Here is a 19494-nt window from a genome sequence, read left to right as displayed (position 1 = left end):
ACGTGATCTGCACGTTACGTGGTTTGAAACCATTTCCCGCTTATTCGTGGTTCATCAAATCTGAAGAGGTCACTTGCGGTTGACCGCGTTGTGACCAGCAATCTGCGATGGTAAAAAATCGCCTGCTTCGGCAGCCAGTAAATTCGGGTGAATTAATGCGGCTAAATAGACGTTCTCTGCTCCGGTACACCGCCATGGCCGGCGCATCTCTCGCCATGCCGGCAGTGGGCCGTGCACAGGAATCTATTTTCGACATCATGAACCGTGGCAACGTGCTGCGGAATGTCGACAAGGACGGCAACACGGCCGCCGCCCAGGCGCTGATTGCCACCAATGAGCCCATTCTGTCCTACGACACGGTCCACAACCTGCAGTTGGCCATCTCGCAGTACGAGCCCTTTGTTGCCAACGGCGGTTGGGAAGAGGTGCCTCAGGAGGCGTTCCGGCTGTCGCTCGGCAAGTCCGGCGCGGCGGTCATCCAGCTCAAGCGCCGCCTGATCTCCTCGGGCGACATGGCGCTTGTCCCCAACGTTAATGACCTGTTCGACGAAGCCACCGACCGCGGCGTCCGCACCTTCCAGGCCCGTCATGGCTTGATCGTGAATGGTCAGGTCGACGAACCCACCTGGTATGCCCTGAACGTGCCGGCCGCCACGCGCCTGCAGCAGCTCTACCTGAACTTCACGCGCGTCCAGAACATGGCGCCGAACCTCAACCCGCGCTACATCGTGGTGAACATTCCGGCGGCAACGATTGAGGCCGTGAATGACGGCATGGTCGAGCAGCGGCACACGGCTGTTGTTGGTCGCGTGGATCGCGCCACCCCGATCATGGCCAGCAATATCAGCCAGATCAACTTCAACCCCTACTGGCATGTGCCCAAGTCGCTGGTTCGCAAGGACCTCACGAAGTACATGCTCGAGAATCCGAACTACCTAACCGAGCAGAACATTTTCATCTACGACGGCTCTGGGAACAAGGTCGATCCGGCGACCATCGACTGGGCGAACATCACCGATCAGCAGGTGAACTACATGTATCGCCAGGAACCTGGTGCGGCCAATTCCATGGGTCACTGCAAGATCAACTTCTACAATCCCTATGATTGCTACCTGCACGACACGCCATCCAAGGCGCTGTTCGGCGAGAATGCGCGCTTCCACTCCTCCGGCTGCGTGCGCGTCGAGGGCGTCAACCAGCTGGTGAACTGGCTGTTGCGCGACAACGGTGACTGGGATCAGCAGAAGGTCGACACGACTTTCGAGTCACTGCAGCGGCTGGACGTCGAGTGCAAGGCACGGGTGCCGATTCACACCACCTACATCACTGCTTGGGCAAACCGGCAGGGTACCGTCAGCTTCCGTGACGACGTTTACCAGTTCGATGCCCAGGGCAAGGTCAGCTTCGACGCCTGATCGCTAAGCATCGCGAACAAACAGTTGACGCCCTCCAGCAAGAGGGCGTTTGCTTTTGTGCGGGTGCGTGTTGGGGCAGGGCGGCGATGGGTGACGGCGAAATCTACTTCGAGTTCGTTCAGGTGGGGCAACAGATGCGCGTTGCGGCGATCGATGCGTTCACCGGTGTTGAGGTGATTGTCGTCACGCCGTTGTCGGCAAGCCGTCAGCACATGCAGCAACTAGCTTTAGCGAAGCTGCGCCGGCGGCTTGGGGAGGGGACCGATGGCGCCGAACCGACACCATCGGCCACTCGCGGCAAGTTCGCCTAGAGATTGCAGCGATGACGCACGCCGTCATAGCCCAGGAAGGTGTCGGTGCGTTCGTCGTAGGAGCGGTAACGGGCATAGCAGGCCTCGACGTGAGCGTCGTAGCTGCGGCCGACAACCCGGTCACGATTGTTGTTGTTGCTATTCGCAATAGCGCCGCCAACGATCGCGCCTAAGGCAAGACCGAAGATGCCGGAGGCGATCGGATCGAGGTCGCTGCGGCGATTGTTGTAGAAGCGGTCGTAGTCGCGCTGGCGCCAGTTTCCACCATAGTAGCCACGGCAGTCGTAGTCGCGGGGATGCCGATCGCAATAAGTCTGGATCACCTGCTGACGCTGGCCGAAGCTAAGAGTGACGTTTTGCGCCTGTGCAGGGACAATGGAGGACACGGCGAGAGTGGCAGTCATCACGGCGCCAAGAACGCCGTTGCGGAGGATGGTCATCTGCAGAACTCCTGATCATTCCGGCTTTCTGCCGGGTAGAAAAGCGTAATGCGGCCCATACCGACGGAGTTGCCGCCTAGCGGGTTTTTTGATGACACTTGCTAATGAGCAGTTCGCTGGACATAATGAATGCGTTCGCGCGACTGGCGAGAGAGATGGTGTACCATCGGGGAACGCGAACCGCATTTGCCGCTCGCCTGGGCACCCTATCGAAACCACGGGAGCCCTCATGTATCTAGAACAACCCTCAGAGCCTTGGAATCGCACAGCGCCACGTGATATGGCCTGCGCCGTGTCCTGCAACATCGATGCCCGCGAGGTAAGCACGCCATGACTACCGCCACATCTTCCTCGCTGTTCCCGACGTTTTTCTCCAACACGCTGGCTGAAACGGATCCCGATATCGCAGCAGCTATCGGCGACGAACTCGGCCGCCAGCAGCACGAAATCGAGCTGATCGCCTCCGAGAATATTGTGTCTCGCGCCGTTCTCGAGGCGCAGGGCTCGATCATGACCAACAAGTATGCCGAAGGGTATCCGGGCAAGCGCTACTATGGCGGCTGCCAGTATGTTGACGTCGCCGAAAACCTCGCCATTGAGCGAGCCAAGCAGCTCTTCGGCGCGAACTTCGTCAATGTGCAGCCCAATTCCGGCTCGCAGATGAACCAGGCCGTATTCCTCGCGCTGCTGCAGCCCGGCGACACGTTCATGGGTCTCGACCTCAACTCGGGCGGTCACCTGACCCACGGGTCGCCGGTCAACATGAGCGGCAAGTGGTTCAACGTCGTTTCCTATGGCGTTCGTCGTGACGATCATCTGCTCGACATGGATGAGGTGGAGCGCCTCGCACACGAGCACAAGCCAAAGCTGATCCTGGCCGGCGGCACCGCCTATTCGCGCATCTGGGACTGGAAGCGCTTCCGCGAGATTGCCGACGCCGTGGGGGCTTACCTCATGGTCGACATGGCCCACATCGCCGGCCTGGTCGCCGGCGGCGTCCATCCGTCGCCTGTGCCGCACGCCCATGTCTGCACCACGACCACCCACAAGTCCTTGCGTGGGCCGCGTGGCGGCATGATCCTCAGCAATGACGAAGAGATTGCCAAGAAGATCAATTCGGCCGTGTTTCCGGGTCTTCAGGGTGGTCCCTTGATGCACGTCATCGCCGCCAAGGCCGTGGCCTTCAAGGAAGCGCTGCAGCCTGAGTTCAAGGCCTATGCTCGCCAAGTCGTCGACAATGCGCGTGCCTTGGCCGAGACCTTGAAGTCGCAGGGGCTGGACGTGGTTTCGGGTGGAACAGACAACCATCTGATGCTGGTTGATCTTCGGCCCAAGAACGCCACGGGCAAGCGGGCGGAGCAGGGGCTCGGCCGGGCCTACATCACCTGCAACAAGAACGGCATTCCGTTCGACCCCGAAAAGCCCTTCGTTACCTCCGGTATCCGTCTCGGCACGCCGGCGGGCACGACGCGTGGCTTCGGCATTGCGGAGTTCCAGGAAATCGGTTCGCTGATCGTTGAGGTTCTTGATGGTCTGCGGGAAGCCAATTCCGATGAGGGGAATGCGATTGTGGAGGCAGCTGTTCGCGACAAGGTGAAGGCGCTCACCGCGCGCTTCCCGATCTACGCGAACTAAGGTCACCAGATGCGCTGTCCCTATTGCGGCAACGACGATACGCAGGTCAAGGACAGTCGCCCGACCGAAGATTCCGGCGCCATCCGCCGCCGCCGCGTCTGCAATGGATGCGGCGGCCGCTTTACCACCTTCGAGCGCGTTCAACTGCGTGAACTCACTGTGGTCAAAAAGAGCGGTCGCAAAGTTCCCTTTGATCGGGAAAAGTTGGCGCGTTCTGTGTACACTGCCTTACGCAAGCGCTCCGTTGAGACTGACCGCATCGAGCGGATGATTTCGGGCATTGTACGTCAGCTCGAGAGCCTCGGGGATATCGAAGTCACATCCGACCAGATCGGGGAGTACGTGATGGACGGTCTCAAGGGGCTGGACGATGTGGCGTTTGTCCGCTTTGCATCCGTCTACAAGAACTTCTCGGCAGCTGACGACTTTCGGAATTTCCTGGCGGAGCTGGCGGAAGGCCAGCGCACCTTGCGGGAAGACGATTGAGCGATCTGCCTTTGCAGGATCGGCACTGGCTCGACGCAGCGGTTCGACTGGCCACGCCGTTTGTCGGCACAACGGCGGAAAATCCCACCAGCGCCGCGTTGGTTGTTGAGCTCAGTAGCAACACGCTGATTTCGCGTGCGTTCACCGGCCGGGGTGGGCGACCACATGCCGAGGCTCTTGCCTTGGCAGCGGCTGGCTTCAACGCAGCGGGCGCCACGCTCTACACCACCATCGAACCCTGCCAGCACTGGGGTCGGATGCCGCCCTGTACCGACGCGATTATCCGGGCAGGCATCATGCGCGTGGTGATCGGTGTCAGCGACCCGCGCACGGGCGGATCGGCAATAGAACACCTGGAGTCTGCAGGTATCGAAGTAGTCCTGGCGGAGCATGAGGGTTCTGCTGCGCTTCACGCCGGTCACACGCTGCGCCACATCAAGCAGCGGCCGCACACCGTGGTGCTGGTGGCATCGGAGGGCGGCTCTACCCTTGAATCGGTTGATGCGTATACGGGCAAGATAGGCGGAGCTGTCCGTGTCTGGCACGAAGCCTTGCGAAGTCGCTACGACGCTCTGCTCGTCGGTGGTGCCACGGCCCGCACCAATCCTGATCTTACGGTTGCGCTACCAGGGCTCTCCGCAAGAACCCCATTACGCGTTGTGCTGGCAGGAGCGGCGGGGCTCGACCGGACGGTGAATCTGGTTGGCAGCTTTTCCGGCTATCGCACTGCGATCATTGCAGAAACGGAAGCTGTGATAGACGCACCGGTGTCTGTTCAGGTGATGCGTGTCCCTGGCGAGGAGCGGCAACCCAACCTAGCAGCAGCAATGGCTGCGTTGGCGGGCAGAGGGGTGCAGAACCTCCTCGTCGAGCCTGGGCGTCGCCTGCACGAGGGACTGATGACATTGCACCTTGCGGACGAAATCTTCCTGCTCGTCGGTTCTCCATCGGAGGACGGCATCAAGCTGACGCAACAATTTGCCAGCTGTGGCTTCGCCGAGATCGGGCGGGAACGCATCGGCGCCAATACGCTTGTGCGATACGGCAGATCAAGCGCGCCAGTTTGAGTTGCAGTTCCAGGTCGGGGATACTATGGGGGTGCACCGCCGACTGGCACGCTCCCCCTGTGCCGGCGAACAGTGATGAAAGCAGACATGGCCGAAGCTCCCAAACGTGACCTCATGCCAGACCGTCCGGCCAACCAGCGCGGTGCAGCGCGCTTTGCTGCGGTGCAGGCGCTCTACCAAATGGATGTGGGCCGGGCGACGCTCGAGGACACCCTAGCGCAGTTCGGCGCTTTCCACCTGGGCCGCGAGATCGAGGGCGAACAGTATCTTCCCGCGGACGCCGACTTCTTCCGTCAGATCGTGGCGGGCGTGACCAAGCACCAGCTCACCATCGACCCGGCAGTGGATCGGGCGCTGGCAGACGGCTGGCCGGTGGAACGGGTGGACGCGACGCTGCGTGCCATCTTGCGCGCCGCCACCTTTGAGCTGCTGCGCCGGCAGGATATTCCGCCGCGCGTCGTCATCACTGAATATGTGGACGTCGCCAAGGCGTTTTACGAGGACGATGCGCCGGGCCTGGTGAACGCGACACTGGACGCCATCGCGCGTGAAGCCGGCAAGGACCTGGCCAGCTCCAGCTGAGATCCGGCTATTGCCGGATCCCCTTGGCGTTTCTTGACTAGAAGCTGCTGAGGATCGAATCGATGAACGAGCGGTCTTCGCCGAAGGACGGCGTGCGGCGCGTTTCGATGGTGACGGTCTTGCCGTCCTTGAGGCCATAGACGGCCTTGTCGATCACCTTCTTGTTCTTGTCGAAGTAGACGACCAGCACGGTGCGGGAGTCGACCATGGTCATGCCGAACGAGGTCTGACGAACCTTGGTCTCGACATAATAGTAGGCCGATTCATCGCCGAAGGTATTGGTGGACTGCGGCGAACCCAGCACCAGCGTCACCAGTTCCTGGCTCTGGCCGGGCCGAATCTGCGCCATGGCGCTGTCGGAAATCTCGTAGCCCTGGGTGCGCGACGTGACCAGCGCGGTGCTGCTGGTGCAGGCTGCCAAGGCCGTTGCCAGGAGGGCAGCAGCGGCAATCGGTGCGAGTGAACCGGAGGCAATACGCAGGGGCATGAATTTGACTTTCACGATGGCTCTCGACTATAGGCACGGCAACAAGGCGGGTGTCCCGTAGCCGCCGGATTGTTTAGCTGCCAACCCGTCCATCTGGCAAGCTGACATTGGTTTGGCAGGCCCGTTTGCCACCTCAAAGGCTGATCGAGACCCTGAGCGCAACACCATGATCCTGTCCCTGTTTCGCAAGAACACTGCCACCGAGCCGGTTTACGCCGTCTATAGCGCCATTGTGGCGCAATCCCGGCAACCCCGCTTCTACGCCGAGTGGGGCGTCCCGGATACGGTGACCGGCCGCTTTGACATGATCAGCCTGCATATTGCGCTGCTGTTTCGCAGGCTGCGCGCAGCATCGGGCGAGCAGAAGGACTTCAGCCAGGCTGTGTTCGACCTGTTCTTTGGTGACATGGACCGGTCGCTGCGTGAGATGGGCGTGGGTGACCTCGGCGTGCCCAAGCGCATCCAGAAGATGGGCAATATCTTCTTTGGCCTGCTGGCCGCGATCAACGAGGCCATGGACCGTAACGATGAGGCGGCGCTCGAGGCGGTGCTTGCCCGCAACATTTACGGCGAGGTTTCTCCCGCCCATGTCGGCGCTTTGGCTCAATATCTGATCGACCATGACCGCGCGCTGGCAAGCCAGCCGGCCGCCAAGATCGTCGGCGGCAGCCTTGATTTTGGAGCTGCGCCATGAGTCACGATGCCCCTTTGTTCGACGCCATGGTTCGCATTGACCGCCTGCCGGCAACCGGCCGTGAGCTTCGTGTTGCGCTCGATGAAGACACCAGGCGCGACCTGGCCGAGGAACTGCGCCTGACGGCGATCGACCGCTTCGAGGCCGAACTGGTGGTTGTGCCGCTGCGTGGCGGCATTCGCGCGCAAGGGCGGCTGGTGGCGCAGATCGTCCAGCCGTCCGTTGTCAGCTTCGAGCCGGTGACGCAGCAGCTCGACGAGCCGGTGGACCGGGTGTTCCTGCCCGAGCCGCATGGGCACCAGAAGCCCACGCCAGGATCGGAAGTGTTCATCGACCTCGAGGACGATGACTTTCCCGATCATATCGACGGTCCCGAAGTGGATCTCAGTGCCCTCCTGATCGAGACGCTGGCTCTCGCTATCGACCCTTATCCACGCCTGCCCGGAGAGAGCCTCGACTCGCTTGGCGTGAACTTGGGGGAAGCGCCGTCCGGGCCGTTTGCGGCGCTGGAAAAGCTCAAGAAGCCTGGTGAAGGCGAAAGCTAGAGGCAAGCGGCAGGCTTGCACCGACTCCCCGATGGGATATGTTTGCCTGCCTCCTTGCGAGGTATAGAACGGGCCGAGATGACCGATACGATCACTATATCAGTGGATGCCATGGGCGGGGATAACGCGCCCCGTGCCGTTATCCACGGAGCCTACCTGGCCCTGCAGGAGCGCCAGAATACCCGCTTCATTTTCCATGGGCGAGAGGAGCTGATCCAGCCGCTGCTCGACGAATTTCCGGCGCTCAAGCCCGTGTCCAGCATCCGCCACACCGAAGTGGTCATCGCCATGGACGAGAAGCCCAGCCAGGCTTTGCGCAAGGGCAAGGGCACGTCCTCGATGTGGATGGCGATCCAGTCGGTCAAGGACAAGGAAGCCGATGTTGCAATCTCCGGTGGCAATACCGGTGCGCTGATGGCCATGGCGACCTTTTGCCTGCGGCCGATGGACGGGATCGCCCGCCCCGGCATCGCGGCGATCTGGCCAACGCTGCGCAGCGATATCATCGTGCTCGACATGGGGGCGACCATCGGCGCCGATGCGCAGCAGCTGGTCGATTATGCGATCCTAGGCTCCGCTCTGGCGCGCTGCCTGTTCGACAACAATTCCCCGACTGTCGGCCTGCTCAATGTGGGCACCGAGGAGGTCAAGGGGCTCGACTATATCAAGGAGGCGGGCAAGATCCTGACCGCCGCCAGCGGCTCCGGCTTCACCTATCACGGCTTTGTGGAGGGCGACGATATCGGCAAGGGCACTGTCGATGTGGTGGTCACCGAAGGGTTCGTCGGCAACATTGCGCTCAAGACCGCTGAAGGCACGGCGCGCCAGGTGGGCGCCTATCTGCGCAGCGCGCTGCAGTCCAATCTCATGAGCAAGCTGGGGGCGCTGTTTGCGAGCTCGGCACTTAATGCGCTGCGCCGCAGGATGGACCCGCGCACCGTCAATGGCGGCGTGTTCATGGGGCTCAACGGCATCGTCATCAAGAGCCATGGCGGCACCGACGAAGTGGGTTATAAGAGCGCATTGGGCCTGTCCTACGAGATGGCGCATAGCAGGCTGATGGACAAGATCGCCGAGACCATGACGCGGTTTCCGGTCAAGGCGCCAGCAGCACCAACCGAAGACCAAACCGAGGCGAGACCGGCGTGACCAGAACGCGTACCATCATCCGTGGCGTCGGCGGCTATCTGCCCGAGAAGGTGCTGACCAATGCCGAACTGGCCACCATGGTCGAAACGTCCGACGAGTGGATCCAGCAGCGCGTCGGCATCAAGAAGCGCCATATCGCGGCTGACGGGCAGTTCACCTCGGACCTCGCCGTTGAAGCGGCGCGCAAGGCCATGACGGCGGCTGGCGTTGGGCCGGACGATATCGACCTGATCGTGGTGGCGACAACCACGCCGGACTACACATTCCCAGCGGCTGCGACGCTGGTGCAAATGAAGCTCGGCATGCACCATGGCATGGCTTTCGACATCCAGGCCGTGTGCTCCGGCTTTGTCTATGCGCTGGTGACGGCCGACAGCTATATCAAGAATGGTCTCGCCAAGCGGGCGCTGGTGATCGGCGCGGAGACCTTCTCGCGCCTGCTCGACTGGACCGATCGCACCACCTGCGTGCTGTTCGGCGACGGGGCAGGGGCGATCGTCGTCGAAGGCGTTGAACTCGCTGACGGCGAGGACGAGCGCGGTGTGCTCGCTTCCGCGCTCCGCTCGGACGGCCACCACTGGGACAAGCTCTATGTGGATGGCGGGCCATCCACCACCGGCACGACCGGCCATGTGCACATGCAGGGGCCCGAAGTGTTCCGCCACGCCGTGGGCAAGATCACAGACGTTGTCTATTCGACGCTGGAGAAGTCCGGCTACACGGTCGATGACCTCGACTGGTTCGTGCCGCACCAGGCCAATCGCCGCATCATCGAGGGGGCGGGCAATAAGCTTGGCCTGCCGCCCGAGAAGGTGGTGATGACGGTTGCCGACCATGCCAATACGTCGGCGGCCTCGGTGCCGCTGGCCCTGAGCACGGCGGTCGCCGACGGACGCATCAAGCAGGGCGACCTGGTAATGCTTGAGGCCATGGGTGGCGGCTTCACCTGGGGTGCGTCTCTCATTCGCTGGTAAGGGCTGACACGTCATTGACCTTAGCGCTTTCAAGGCGTTAGTGTCCTCTGGGCGGAGGACGCAAGGGCCCAAGAACAGACCGCACGAGCAATCGTGAGGCACATGGCGCTTAGCGAGAGGAACGATTCCCGCGAGCGGGCACGGCTGAATTCAGAGTGCCGGCAGCAACTGTGACTGGGATCATCCATTATCCCGGCATTGGGACTTTGACCTTTCGGAACACGGGGGTTCGAATGACGCAAAAGACCATTACCAGGGCCGATCTTGCCGAGGCTGTCTATGGCAGCGTAGGCCTGTCGCGCACCGAGTCGGCGGAACTGGTGGAGCGAGTGCTCGAACTGATCGGCGACGCCCTGGTCGAGGGCGCCAATGTGAAGCTCTCTTCCTTTGGATCTTTCCAGGTGCGCTCCAAGAACGAACGCATCGGCCGCAACCCCAAGACCGGCGAGGAAGTGCCGATCCTGCCGCGGCAGGTTCTTGTGTTCAAACCGTCCAACGTGTTGAAGTCCAAGATCAACAAATCTATGGTTAGCGCTGGAAAATAAGCAATCCAGCGAGTCTAACCCTACGTGGACAAGTCTCCAGACGCCTTCCGGACCATATCCGAAGCTGCCGAAGAACTGGATTTGCCCCAGCATGTCCTGCGCTTCTGGGAGACGCGTTTTTCCACCATCAAGCCGCTGAAGCGCGGTGGCGGGCGCCGCTACTACCGGCCCGAGGACGTGCTGCTGCTGCGCGGCATTAGGCACCTGCTTTATGACCAGGGCTTCACCATCAAAGGCGTGCAGCGAATCCTCAAGGACCAGGGCAGCCGCTATGTGATCGCGGTGGGCGAAGGCAAGCCGCTCGAAGACATCCTGCCCATGATCGAAGAGGCAGAAGCGGCCGGCGATGAGGCCGAGATCGAAGAAGCCGTGATGCAGGCGAGCCCGACGCTGGACCGCGAGTCGCGCGACAAGCTCTCGGATGTCTTGCGCGAACTGCTGGAGTGTAAACGCATCCTGGAGCGGGCGCGGGAGAACTAGGGGCGTCTGAGGAGGGGGGTGCTGACGGATCGTACCTAGGGCGACTTGGCACATCACCGTGAAATTGAAAGTGTAGAGCCCTCGGGTCGACCCCGAGGGTGACGGGCGGTGGCTGGTTGCCGCGGTGCGGAGGGACGTTAGATGGCGGCATACTCCCTGAAACTGCACATGCGGGCGTCAGTATACGCCAGGATCGGACGGCGAGGATAAGTGGCTCCCGCCGGGGCGGGAGCCGGCGCGCTAGGCCATGCTGAGGCGGGAGGGGCGGCTGGCTTCTGCCCAGTAGATCAGCAGCGAACCGCCGAGGACCAAGAGGGTGCCTGGCCAGAACCAGGGTGAGGGGACCTGGCCAAGGGCGATCCAACCGAGCAGGCCGCCGAGCGGCACCTTGAGGTCGGCAAAGGGCTGCAGGTAGGTGGCGTCGGCTAGCTTATAGGCAATGCCGAGGAGATATTGCGCTGCCGCGGTCAAGAGCCCGAGGAGCAGCAGCAGCCAGAGACCGGCGCCGGAGGGCAGGGCGAAGGGAAAGCCTGTCGCAACCCCCGATGGAAGAACCGCTGGGGCAAGCCAGCTGATGGCATTGACTGCCAGGAGGATCAGCAGGTGATTGGGCGTGACCAGCACCAGGAGCGAAATGGTGAGGGTTTCCGGCGCTTCCTCCCGCGCCAGGTACTTGGTCAGGACATCGGTGGCAGCCCAGAGCGCTGCCGTGGCGATCGGCACAAGCGTAGTCCAGCCGAACCCTTCGCTGCCCACGCCCGAAACAATGATGGCGCCGGCAAAGCCCATGAGAGCCGCCACGATGCGCACCGCAGTTGCGCGTTCGCCCAAAAACAGCGTCGAGCCGATGATGATAAAGAGGGGGCCCGTGGCCAGAAGGGTCACCATCTGCCAGATCGGCACGCCCGAGGCGAAGCCATAGACGAAGACATGGACACCCACCGCCGAGACGAAGGCGCGCATCTGATGGGCGAAGGGGTGCCGGGTGCGCAGCTTGTCGAGGCCGATGCGCAGGATCAGCGGCAGCGCGAGGATCGAGGCGATCACATATTGCCAGAAGGCCATGCCCGTGGAGGAGAGGCCGAAGCCGCCATATCCCACAGGCGTGGGCAGCACGGACTGCAGCACATTGCTGCCTGCGAAGGCGATGGCTGCGCTGATCATGAGGAAGGCGCCAGCCGTGGCATTATGGGAAACAGAGGAAACCTGGTTCATATGAAGTCCTTTCCGTAACCAGTTTCCTCAGGGTTACGGGAAGTGTCGCCGGCGCCACGCCTGCATAATGCAGGACGCAGTTGTGCCAGCGCTGGTCCCGTTCTCTTTCATCCGGACTATACCGTCGGCTCCGGACTCACACCGGATCTGCTGACCTCTCAGTGAAACCATCCGCAAGCTCTACTCTGGCGGCCACCAATCAGCATTTCCTGCGCTTCCGGTGCTCAGGTACCCAACGTACGCTGCGCTCCGGTTCTCGGAAATCCTGCCTGCTGACTCGCCACAGCGAGCTTTCGAATAATTTCACACGCTAGAGCGCTCGCGGGCTTGGCATCGCTGCCTTACCGCCGGTGGGGAATTGCACCCCGCCCTGAGAACTATGCGAAACTATCGTCCCGCGACGATGAAGATAGAGCAGGGGCTGACGCGGAACAAGAGGACACAGGAGTGTAACCGTTCGCGCAAGATGAACAGCGAGGTGCGGACGTACGGAAGCGCCGCCTGCCCAGCGGTTATCTCGAGCAGCGATGGCGCGACCGCGGTCTCGAATAGGTATGGTGTGAAGTGAGATCGCGGTCTCGCCACCACGCCGGGATTTTCGCACACGCATCGAGCAACCTGCTTGCGCCCGCGGACGGCAAGCCATGGAGCTCAGCTCCTCCTGACCTACCGTGTCGGCCTCTCAAACAAAGAGAGAGGCGTGTTCCGCGGAGCGACTCCAAGTTGGTGGTCAGCATCCATGCGCAAGCCTGGCGACCCAGGCTCCCCGACAGTCCCTGCAGCCATCACTCGTCATGACCGTGCTCTGCTGCAGGCGATGGGGGGATTGTACGCGCGGTTGAGGGGGGCGGGGATAAGTTTGTTGATGGCGGTGTCATTCCTGCGCAGGCGGGAACCTCCGTTGGTCTGGGAGGGGGATTCCCGCTTTCGCGGGAATGACGTGGTGGGGGAATGGGGGCTGGACGCAGCTTCGGCACCCCCACCCGGCCTCCCCCCTGGTAGGGCGAGGAGTTGGGCCGGTGGGTGGGGCTAGGTCGCGTCCATTCTCGATCTGCTCCTCCCCCTTCAGGGGGAGGGTGGGTGGGGGGGAGATGCCCCCACCTCAAACCCTAGCCGTTGTCGAGCCACGCCACCTGTTCGGGCGTCAGCTTGATGTCGAATGCCCGGAGGCTGTCGTCGAGTTCGGCCAGGGTACGGGGTCCGATCAGGGGGATGGAGGGGAAGGGCTGGGCAAGGACGAAGGCGAGGGCGATGTGGATCGGGCTGTGGCCGAGCTTTTGCGCCAGTTCGATCGCGCGATCGCGGCGGGCGAAGTTCTTATCGTTGTACCAGCAGCGCACCAGTTCCTCATTGTCGGTCTTGTCGCGGCCGGCCCGGTCGGTGAAGAAGCCGCGGCCCTGGCTGGACCAGGAGAAATTGGTGACCTGCTTCTCCTTGAACCACCGCTTCCAGTCGTTGCTTGAGGCGGTGACGCAGCCGTCCCAGATCGGCACCAGCATTTCGCTGAGGGCGAAATTGTTGCTGAGCGCCATGGGCTTGGTCTTGCCGGTGCGTTCGGCATAGGCGACGGCCTCGTCGAAGCGCTCCTTGGTCCAATTGGAACCGCCAAAGGGTCCGCGTATGCGTCCGGCTTTGACTTCGGCATCCATGGCATCGACGAATTCGCCGACCGGCACGTCGAGATTGTCGCGGTGCATGAAGTAGACGTCGACATAGTCGGTCTGCAGCCGGTCGAGCGACTGGGTCAGCTGCTTGGCAATGACGTCGGGGTAGCAGAGGGGGCTATGCGCACCCTTACCGATCAGCACCGAACCCTCGCGCGTGCCGCGATTGCGGTGCCATTCGCCGAAGAGCTTTTCGGTATAGCCGGCGCCATAGACGAAGGCAGTGTCGAAGATGTTGCCGCCCTTTTCCCAGAAGGCGTCGAGGAGGATGGCGCCGGAGGCAAAGCTGCGGAAATCCTCGAAGCCCAGCGCAACGGCCGAAGCTTCCTTGCCGAGGCCCGGAATGGAACGCTTGGGAATGACACCCTGGTTGGGACCGAGCTTGCGGTTGGCTAGCGTGTTGACGCGGTTGGCGGATTTTTCGACCGAGAACTCGATGCCGGCATCCTTGCGCCAGGCGTCGAGCACGCGGGCATTGCCCACGCTGTCGGCCCAAGTCATGCCCGGAGCGGCCAGTTCCTGCCGCTTGGCGAAGATGGCTTCGGCGGCGGCGTCCGCTTCAAAGGAATAGACGTGGCGGGTTTCGTTGACGCTGACCGTCTCGGTCTTGCCGTTCTTGATGATGTCGATGCGGCCAAGGCCGGTGGTGCGGTCGCCGCCGGCGAACCAGAAATCGGGGACTTCGATACGTCCTTCCGAACCATGGATGCGCAGAACATTGTCGAGATTGGCCATCACAGCACAGGAGACCTGGGCGACGATGCCGTTCTCGAAGGTGAGGACGGCAGCAGCCCAATCGTCAGTGCCTTCAGCATTGAGCTTGGCGGTGCCGGCGACCTTGACCGGATCGGCAAACGGCTTGCCCATGGCTGCACCGGCGATGAAGCGCGACATGGACACGGGATAGCCGCCGACATCGAGGATGCCGCCGCCAGCAAGCTTGGAAGCGAACAGCCGGTGTCCGGGTTGGAAGCGGCCCATGTTGAAGCCGAAGCTCGACTGGATCATCCGCACTTCGCCAATGGCGCCGGACTGGATCAGTTCGGCGAGCTTCGCGGTCTGCGGATGGAGGCGATACATGAAGGCCTCGCCGGCAAAGGTTCCCGCCTTGCGATGCGCGTGGAACACCGCGTCCATCTCGAAGGAGGACAGGGCAAACGGCTTTTCCACCAGCACATGCTTGCCGGCTTCGGCCGCCTTGATCGCCCATTCGGCATGGCCGGTATGGGGCACGGCAATGTAGACGGCATCGATTTCCGGGTCGGCCAAGAGCGCGTCATAGCCATGGACCACGCGGGCGCCGGGGAAGTCAGTTGCGAGGCCGGGCTTGTTGGGATCGCGGGTGGCGACGGCGGCGAGCACGCCGTATCGGGAGCCCGCGACGCCGCCCTGGAAGGCCTTGGCGATGCTGCCCGGGCCGATGATGCCCCAGCGGATTTTTTGGTCGGTCATTTCTAATAGTCCTATCAGTAGACCTCATCCTGAGCTTGTCGAAGGACGAGGTCGTGGCACGATCTGGGATGACGACCTCGTGGTTCGACAGGCTCACCAGGAGGTCTAGAGGGGAATGGGCTTTTCAGCGCAGGCGCCGGCCCTGGCTGTCGAAGAGAAAGGCTTTGCTGGCATCGATGGAGACGATGATCCGATCCTGCCCGATCTCGTGGCGTGACTGCTCGCGCTCGATGACCAACGGTTCGCCTTCGGCACGGGCATAAACATAGCTGGTGGAGCCAAGATGCTCGGCGACGTCGACATCGAGGTGAAGGTCGGCGCTGCCAGTACCGGGCGTACCGAAATGCTCGGGTCGCACACCCAGGGTCACAGCTTCTCCCACTTGCGCGTCCGACACGGGTAGGGTCAGGCGCACGCCGTCGTGGTGGGTCAGGGCGATGGTCGCGCCGCCCGGGCCGCTTTCAACGACCTTGGCGGGCAGGAAGTTCATCTTGGGCGATCCGATGAACCCCGCCACGAACTGATTGGCTGGATCGTCATAGAGGTCGAGCGGCCGGCCTGTTTGTTCGACCACGCCATCGCGCAGGACCACGATGCGATCGGCCAGCGTCATGGCTTCGACCTGGTCATGGGTCACATAGATAATGGTCGTCTGCAGTTCGCGATGGAGGCGTGCGATCTCGATGCGCATATGGACGCGCAGTTCGGCATCGAGGTTGCTGAGCGGTTCGTCGAACAGGAAGACCTGCGGATTGCGCACGATAGCGCGCCCAATGGCGACGCGTTGGCGCTGGCCGCCTGAGAGCTGCTTGGGATAGCGGTCCATCAGCGGATCGAGGGCCAGGATGCGCGCCGCGGCATCGACCTGGCGGGTGATCTCTTCCTTGGGCACCTTGGCGAAACGAAGGGCAAAGCCCATGTTCTCGCGCACCGTCATATGCGGGTAAAGCGCGTAGGTCTGGAACACCATGGCGATACCGCGACGGGACGGATCGACATCGTTCATGCGCTCGCCGCCGATCTCGAGATCACCGGCCGAAATGTCCTCGAGGCCTGCAATCATGCGCAGCAGCGTGGACTTGCCGCAGCCCGACGGCCCGACGAAGACCACGAACTGCTTGGCTTCGACGTCCAGATCGACACCCTTGATGACTTCCAGGGCGCCGAAGGATTTGCGCACGCCTCTCAGCTTGACGTTGCTCATGGGACAAACACCTTATTTAACCGCGCCCAGCATGCCTTCGACGAAGCGGCGCTGGAGCAGGAAGAAAATGACGAGGGTAGGCAGGGTGGCAACAATGGCGCCGACCATGATCACCCCGAAATCGGGCGTGTAGCCGGCATTGAGTGCCGCGACCGCCAGGGTCATGGTGAACATGTCGTTGGTCTGCAGCGCGATCAGTGGCCAGAGATAGTTGTTCCAGTTCGCCATGAAGACGATGATGGTAGCCGCCGCGTACGTCGAGCGCATCACGGGCATGTAGACGAAGAGGAATATCTGCCACTCCTTGAGCCCATCGATGCGGGCCGCATCGCGGAGCTCGTGAGGGAAGGCTTTCGTGGCCTGGCGGAAGTAGAAGATGATGAAGATCGAGGCGACCGAAGGCAGGATGATCGCCCAGTAGGTGTTGATGAGCTTGAAGTTGGCCATCATAATGAACAGCGGGATCATCAGGGCGGCAAACGGGATAGATAGCATCAGCAGCAAGACGCTGAAGACCCTCTCGCGGGCACGCGAGCGAAACATCTCGAACCCGTAACCAGCCAATGACGCAACAAGAAGCGTAAGGACGGAGCCCACTCCGGCAACAAACAGCGAGTTGAACAGAACGCGCGGCAGATCGACCTGAGCGAGGAACTTGCCGATGTTGTCGAACAGGGCCGTGCCGGGTGTGGCCTTGCCGCGCAGAATGTCCGGTGCCGTATTGGTGGCGCCCAGCACCATCCAGAAGAACGGAAAGATCGAGACGAAGGCGGCGATCGATAGCAGCACATATTGAGCGGCGCGGCCGAAAAAGGCGAGGGGATTGCTCATGCCTTGCGATCCCTTGCGGCAAAGAACTGCAGGATGCTGAGCAGCGCCACCAGCACCACGATCACATAGCTGACCGTTGCCGCGTAGCCAAAGCTGGGCATGAACTTGAAGCTCAGGTTGTAGATATACATCGAGAGCGTCAGCGTTGAGTCAGACGGACCGCCCAGGGTGATGAGGTTGGGTTCGTCGAACAACTGCAGCGTGCCAATGGTTGAAATGACGCTGGTGAAGAGGATCACGGGCTTCAGCATCGGCACGGTGATATACCAGAAGCGCGCCCAGGCAGGCACGCCATCGATGCGCGCTGCCTCGTAGATCGAGCGGTCGATATTCTGCATCGCGGCCAGGTAGAAGATCATGTTGTAGCCGGTCCACCGCCAGGTGATGGCCACCACGATGACGAACTTGGCCCAGAACGGGTCGGCCAACCAAGCAATCGGATTGTCGATGATGCTGAGCGCCAGCAGGGTCTGGTTAATGATGCCATCGCCGGAAAACATCGACTTGAAGATCACCGAATAGGCGACCAGCGAAGTGACGCAGGGCAGAAAGATTGCGGTGCGGAACCAGGAGCGGCCCCAAAGCCGTGTGTCATTGAGGGCGTTAGCGAACAGGAGCGCCAGAACCAGCATCACCGGCACCTGGATGGCCAGGAAGGTAATGGTATTGGTGAGCGCCCGTAAAAAGATGGGGTCCTGGGTCAGGCGCGTGATATTGGCGAGCCCGCCAAAACTCAGCTGCATGGCCCGGCCAGTCTGGAAGCTCATCCAGAGCGACCACAGGATCGGGTAGATCATGAATATGCCGATCAGCACCAGGGCCGGCATGATGAATGCCCAGCCATTGATCTGCTCATTGCGCGCAATATGCGATTTGGCCACGCCAATCCTCCAGTTGCCGAATATGCGCCGACGGCCGCCCCACGGGAGCGCTGCGCGTCGCCAATGACCCCCGCCCGAAGGCGGAGGCCACGGGAGGCCGGGAGCCGGAGCTCCCGGTTTGCTGGATTATTGGATTTGCTGGCGGACCTGCGCGTCGATAGCGGCAATGATCTCGTCGATATTGCCGCCGCTGGTGATGGCGGGAATCTGGGCCACCACGGCCGAGTCGGCTTCTTCGGTGAAGATGCCATACTTGACCGACGGGATTTCGCTCAGCCAGGTCGACCAGTTCTGCCAGACAGGTTCGCCGCCGAAGAATTCGTCGCTGGCCTTGTAAGCCTCACCTTCACGTGCAGCGAGCAAGGAGCCGACGGCGCCCTGATTGACCAGGATGTCCTGGTAGAAGTCGACATCCTGACCCCAGATGGTGGAAAGGAAGTCGATAGCCTTTTCCTTTTCGGGTGCAGAGGAGAGGACATACCAGCTCGAGCCACCCAGGTTGGAGGCATTGATCGATTCTGGAACATCGGCGAGGCGCGGGATGGGGGCAACGGCCCACTGACCGGACTGGTCGGGATTGGCCTTGATAGTCGCGGTCATCCAGACGCCGGTCGGCGTCGCGAGAGTGTCGCCGGACGTGAAGCTGCCGGTATATTCGGTCCAACCGTTGACAGGCTTGCTGATGCCAGCGGCGAGAAGGCGCTGGTATGTTTCCAACGTGCTCTTGAACACGGGATTGTCCGCAATAGTGAGGTTGCCTTCGGCATCAAAATACCAGGAACCGGCGGACTGCATCGCCATGCGGAAGAAGTCGGAAGCGGTGGGGTCGATGGGCAGGAGGGTCTGGCCGGTCTTTTCCTTCACAGTCTGGCCGATGGTGATCAGCTCGTCCCAAGTGATGTCCTCGAGATCGGCGGCTGTGAAGCCGGCTTCTTCAAGAACGTCGGAGCGGTAGAAGAGGCCAGCCACACCGGAATCGAAGGGAACGGAATAGGTCTGGCCATCTACGGTGGCGACTTCGACCTTGTAGGGCGCGAAGGCAGAGTAATCGATCTTGTCGGTCAGCGGCTCGAATGCGCCGGGAAACGACAGGAGGTACTTCTGCGCGCGGTAGTCTTCGATCAGCACGATGTCGGGCAGGCCGGCGGTCTGGCCCGACGCGAGCTGGGCCTGAAGCTTCTGCTCCATTGCCGCCTTGTCGAAGATCTGGATGTCGATCGTGTCGTCAGGATTGTTGGCCTGGTAGCGATCGAAGGCCTGCTGCATCGTGGCGCCGTTGAAATTGGCGTCCCAGGCCCAGACGGTGATGTTTGCGGCCATTGCAGCCGTCATGCTGAGCAGGCTGGAGCCCAGCAGAACGCCGGAAAACAGGCGAGCACGCCGTGAAGCGATGAAGTTCATATAGTCCTCCCTTTTCTTTGCTCTTCCCTTGAGCAC

At 61.7% G+C, this 19494-nt stretch carries 20 protein-coding genes and 1 riboswitch; of the genes, 12 read left to right on the top strand and 8 right to left on the bottom strand.

The annotated features are described in order from the left end of the window. The first annotated feature begins 194 nt into the window (after positions 1-194). Positions 195-1415 carry a L,D-transpeptidase family protein gene (locus VIL88_RS13860; protein ID WP_331989820.1) on the top strand — a complete coding sequence of 407 codons (1221 nt, stop codon included), beginning with the start codon at positions 195-197 and terminating at the stop codon, positions 1413-1415. 86 nt (positions 1416-1501) lie between these two features. Further along, positions 1502-1726, top strand: a complete 225-nt coding sequence (locus tag VIL88_RS13855) for a DUF6898 family protein (RefSeq protein ID WP_331989818.1) — start codon at positions 1502-1504, stop codon at positions 1724-1726. Here the strand turns inward: VIL88_RS13855 and VIL88_RS13850 are convergent. Next, positions 1723-2166, bottom strand: coding sequence for a BA14K family protein (locus VIL88_RS13850; RefSeq protein WP_331989816.1), 444 nt, complete (start codon positions 2164-2166; stop codon positions 1723-1725). The two genes, VIL88_RS13855 and VIL88_RS13850, sit on opposite strands and share 4 nt — an antisense overlap. A gap of 129 nt (positions 2167-2295) precedes the next feature. Then, positions 2296-2376: riboswitch (ZMP/ZTP riboswitch) on the top strand. 120 nt (positions 2377-2496) lie between these two features. On the opposite strand from VIL88_RS13850, the gene glyA reads away from it, so the two are divergent. The 4 genes from glyA (at position 2497) to nusB (ending at position 5936) form a co-directional block, all read left to right on the top strand. Next, positions 2497-3801 (top strand): serine hydroxymethyltransferase, encoded by a 1305-nt coding sequence (gene glyA / locus VIL88_RS13845; protein ID WP_331989814.1) that lies wholly within the window; start codon positions 2497-2499, stop codon positions 3799-3801. A 9-nt stretch (positions 3802-3810) separates the two neighbouring features. Continuing rightward, complete coding sequence (nrdR, locus tag VIL88_RS13840; RefSeq protein WP_331989812.1) at positions 3811-4287, top strand: transcriptional regulator NrdR; 477 nt, start codon at positions 3811-3813, stop codon at positions 4285-4287. Continuing rightward, positions 4284-5354, top strand: a complete 1071-nt coding sequence (gene ribD / locus VIL88_RS13835; RefSeq protein ID WP_331989810.1) for a bifunctional diaminohydroxyphosphoribosylaminopyrimidine deaminase/5-amino-6-(5-phosphoribosylamino)uracil reductase RibD — start codon at positions 4284-4286, stop codon at positions 5352-5354. Before nrdR ends, ribD begins: the two co-directional genes overlap by 4 nt. 87 nt (positions 5355-5441) lie before the next feature. Continuing rightward, on the top strand, positions 5442-5936 hold the full coding sequence (nusB, locus tag VIL88_RS13830; protein ID WP_331989808.1) for a transcription antitermination factor NusB: 495 nt from the start codon (positions 5442-5444) through the stop codon (positions 5934-5936). Positions 5937-5973: 37 nt separating this feature from the next. Here the strand turns inward: nusB and VIL88_RS13825 are convergent, their stop codons facing one another. Beyond that, entirely contained in the window at positions 5974-6438 is a 465-nt protein-coding gene (locus VIL88_RS13825) for an outer membrane protein assembly factor BamE (protein ID WP_331989806.1), read from the bottom strand. Between the two features lie 151 nt (positions 6439-6589). On the opposite strand from VIL88_RS13825, the gene VIL88_RS13820 reads away from it, so the two are divergent. From VIL88_RS13820 to VIL88_RS13795, 6 genes are all read left to right on the top strand, one after another. Continuing rightward, positions 6590-7117 carry a ubiquinol-cytochrome C chaperone family protein gene (locus VIL88_RS13820; RefSeq protein WP_331989804.1) on the top strand — a complete coding sequence of 176 codons (528 nt, stop codon included), beginning with the start codon at positions 6590-6592 and terminating at the stop codon, positions 7115-7117. Further along, positions 7114-7662 carry a DUF177 domain-containing protein gene (locus tag VIL88_RS13815; protein WP_331989802.1) on the top strand — a complete coding sequence of 183 codons (549 nt, stop codon included), beginning with the start codon at positions 7114-7116 and terminating at the stop codon, positions 7660-7662. Before VIL88_RS13820 ends, VIL88_RS13815 begins: the two co-directional genes overlap by 4 nt. Before the next feature lie 78 nt (positions 7663-7740). Beyond that, a complete protein-coding gene (gene plsX, locus VIL88_RS13810) occupies positions 7741-8811 on the top strand; it encodes a phosphate acyltransferase PlsX (RefSeq protein WP_331989800.1) in 1071 nt (356 codons plus the stop codon). Next, positions 8808-9785: a beta-ketoacyl-ACP synthase III gene (locus tag VIL88_RS13805; RefSeq protein WP_331989798.1), complete on the top strand. Its 978-nt coding sequence runs from the start codon at positions 8808-8810 to the stop codon at positions 9783-9785. Before plsX ends, VIL88_RS13805 begins: the two co-directional genes overlap by 4 nt. Before the next feature lie 233 nt (positions 9786-10018). Then, positions 10019-10330 (top strand): integration host factor subunit alpha, encoded by a 312-nt coding sequence (locus tag VIL88_RS13800; protein WP_331989796.1) that lies wholly within the window; start codon positions 10019-10021, stop codon positions 10328-10330. A gap of 24 nt (positions 10331-10354) precedes the next feature. Further along, entirely contained in the window at positions 10355-10810 is a 456-nt protein-coding gene (locus tag VIL88_RS13795; protein ID WP_331989794.1) for a MerR family transcriptional regulator, read from the top strand. A gap of 240 nt (positions 10811-11050) precedes the next feature. Here the strand turns inward: VIL88_RS13795 and VIL88_RS13790 are convergent, their stop codons facing one another. The 6 genes from VIL88_RS13790 to VIL88_RS13765 all read right to left on the bottom strand — a co-directional run bounded on the left by VIL88_RS13790 (position 11051) and on the right by VIL88_RS13765 (position 19458). Continuing rightward, positions 11051-12025, bottom strand: a complete 975-nt coding sequence (locus tag VIL88_RS13790; RefSeq protein ID WP_331989792.1) for a DMT family transporter — start codon at positions 12023-12025, stop codon at positions 11051-11053. A gap of 1109 nt (positions 12026-13134) precedes the next feature. Further along, on the bottom strand, positions 13135-15141 hold the full coding sequence (locus tag VIL88_RS13785) for an aldo/keto reductase (protein ID WP_331989790.1): 2007 nt from the start codon (positions 15139-15141) through the stop codon (positions 13135-13137). A 124-nt stretch (positions 15142-15265) separates the two neighbouring features. Beyond that, positions 15266-16345 carry a sn-glycerol-3-phosphate ABC transporter ATP-binding protein UgpC gene (locus tag VIL88_RS13780; RefSeq protein ID WP_331989788.1) on the bottom strand — a complete coding sequence of 360 codons (1080 nt, stop codon included), beginning with the start codon at positions 16343-16345 and terminating at the stop codon, positions 15266-15268. A 12-nt stretch (positions 16346-16357) separates the two neighbouring features. Beyond that, complete coding sequence (locus VIL88_RS13775) at positions 16358-17176, bottom strand: carbohydrate ABC transporter permease (RefSeq protein ID WP_331989786.1); 819 nt, start codon at positions 17174-17176, stop codon at positions 16358-16360. Next, positions 17173-18003 (bottom strand): sugar ABC transporter permease, encoded by an 831-nt coding sequence (locus VIL88_RS13770; protein WP_331990702.1) that lies wholly within the window; start codon positions 18001-18003, stop codon positions 17173-17175. Before VIL88_RS13770 ends, VIL88_RS13775 begins: the two co-directional genes overlap by 4 nt. 180 nt (positions 18004-18183) lie before the next feature. Then, a complete protein-coding gene (locus VIL88_RS13765; RefSeq protein ID WP_331989784.1) occupies positions 18184-19458 on the bottom strand; it encodes an ABC transporter substrate-binding protein in 1275 nt (424 codons plus the stop codon). Positions 19459-19494 lie beyond the last annotated feature (36 nt).

The sequence above is a fragment of the Devosia sp. genome (assembly GCF_036563435.1).
Classification (GTDB): Bacteria; Pseudomonadota; Alphaproteobacteria; order Rhizobiales; family Devosiaceae; genus Devosia.
Note: the sequence above shows the minus strand (reverse complement) of the source record. Positions and strands in the feature narration are given on the sequence as shown.

Coding starts and splice junctions, on each gene's coding strand:
- VIL88_RS13860 (WP_331989820.1), top strand. CDS start 195: ATGGCCGGCGCATCTCTCGCCATGCCGGCAGTGGGCCGTGCACAGGAA.
- VIL88_RS13855 (WP_331989818.1), top strand. CDS start 1,502: ATGGGTGACGGCGAAATCTACTTCGAGTTCGTTCAGGTGGGGCAACAG.
- VIL88_RS13850 (WP_331989816.1), bottom strand. CDS start 2,166: ATGACCATCCTCCGCAACGGCGTTCTTGGCGCCGTGATGACTGCCACT.
- glyA (WP_331989814.1), top strand. CDS start 2,497: ATGACTACCGCCACATCTTCCTCGCTGTTCCCGACGTTTTTCTCCAAC.
- nrdR (WP_331989812.1), top strand. CDS start 3,811: ATGCGCTGTCCCTATTGCGGCAACGACGATACGCAGGTCAAGGACAGT.
- nusB (WP_331989808.1), top strand. CDS start 5,442: ATGGCCGAAGCTCCCAAACGTGACCTCATGCCAGACCGTCCGGCCAAC.
- VIL88_RS13820 (WP_331989804.1), top strand. CDS start 6,590: ATGATCCTGTCCCTGTTTCGCAAGAACACTGCCACCGAGCCGGTTTAC.
- VIL88_RS13815 (WP_331989802.1), top strand. CDS start 7,114: ATGAGTCACGATGCCCCTTTGTTCGACGCCATGGTTCGCATTGACCGC.
- plsX (WP_331989800.1), top strand. CDS start 7,741: ATGACCGATACGATCACTATATCAGTGGATGCCATGGGCGGGGATAAC.
- VIL88_RS13800 (WP_331989796.1), top strand. CDS start 10,019: ATGACGCAAAAGACCATTACCAGGGCCGATCTTGCCGAGGCTGTCTAT.
- VIL88_RS13790 (WP_331989792.1), bottom strand. CDS start 12,025: ATGAACCAGGTTTCCTCTGTTTCCCATAATGCCACGGCTGGCGCCTTC.
- VIL88_RS13785 (WP_331989790.1), bottom strand. CDS start 15,141: ATGACCGACCAAAAAATCCGCTGGGGCATCATCGGCCCGGGCAGCATC.
- VIL88_RS13780 (WP_331989788.1), bottom strand. CDS start 16,345: ATGAGCAACGTCAAGCTGAGAGGCGTGCGCAAATCCTTCGGCGCCCTG.
- VIL88_RS13775 (WP_331989786.1), bottom strand. CDS start 17,176: ATGAGCAATCCCCTCGCCTTTTTCGGCCGCGCCGCTCAATATGTGCTG.
- VIL88_RS13770 (WP_331990702.1), bottom strand. CDS start 18,003: ATGCCGGCCCTGGTGCTGATCGGCATATTCATGATCTACCCGATCCTG.
- VIL88_RS13765 (WP_331989784.1), bottom strand. CDS start 19,458: ATGAACTTCATCGCTTCACGGCGTGCTCGCCTGTTTTCCGGCGTTCTG.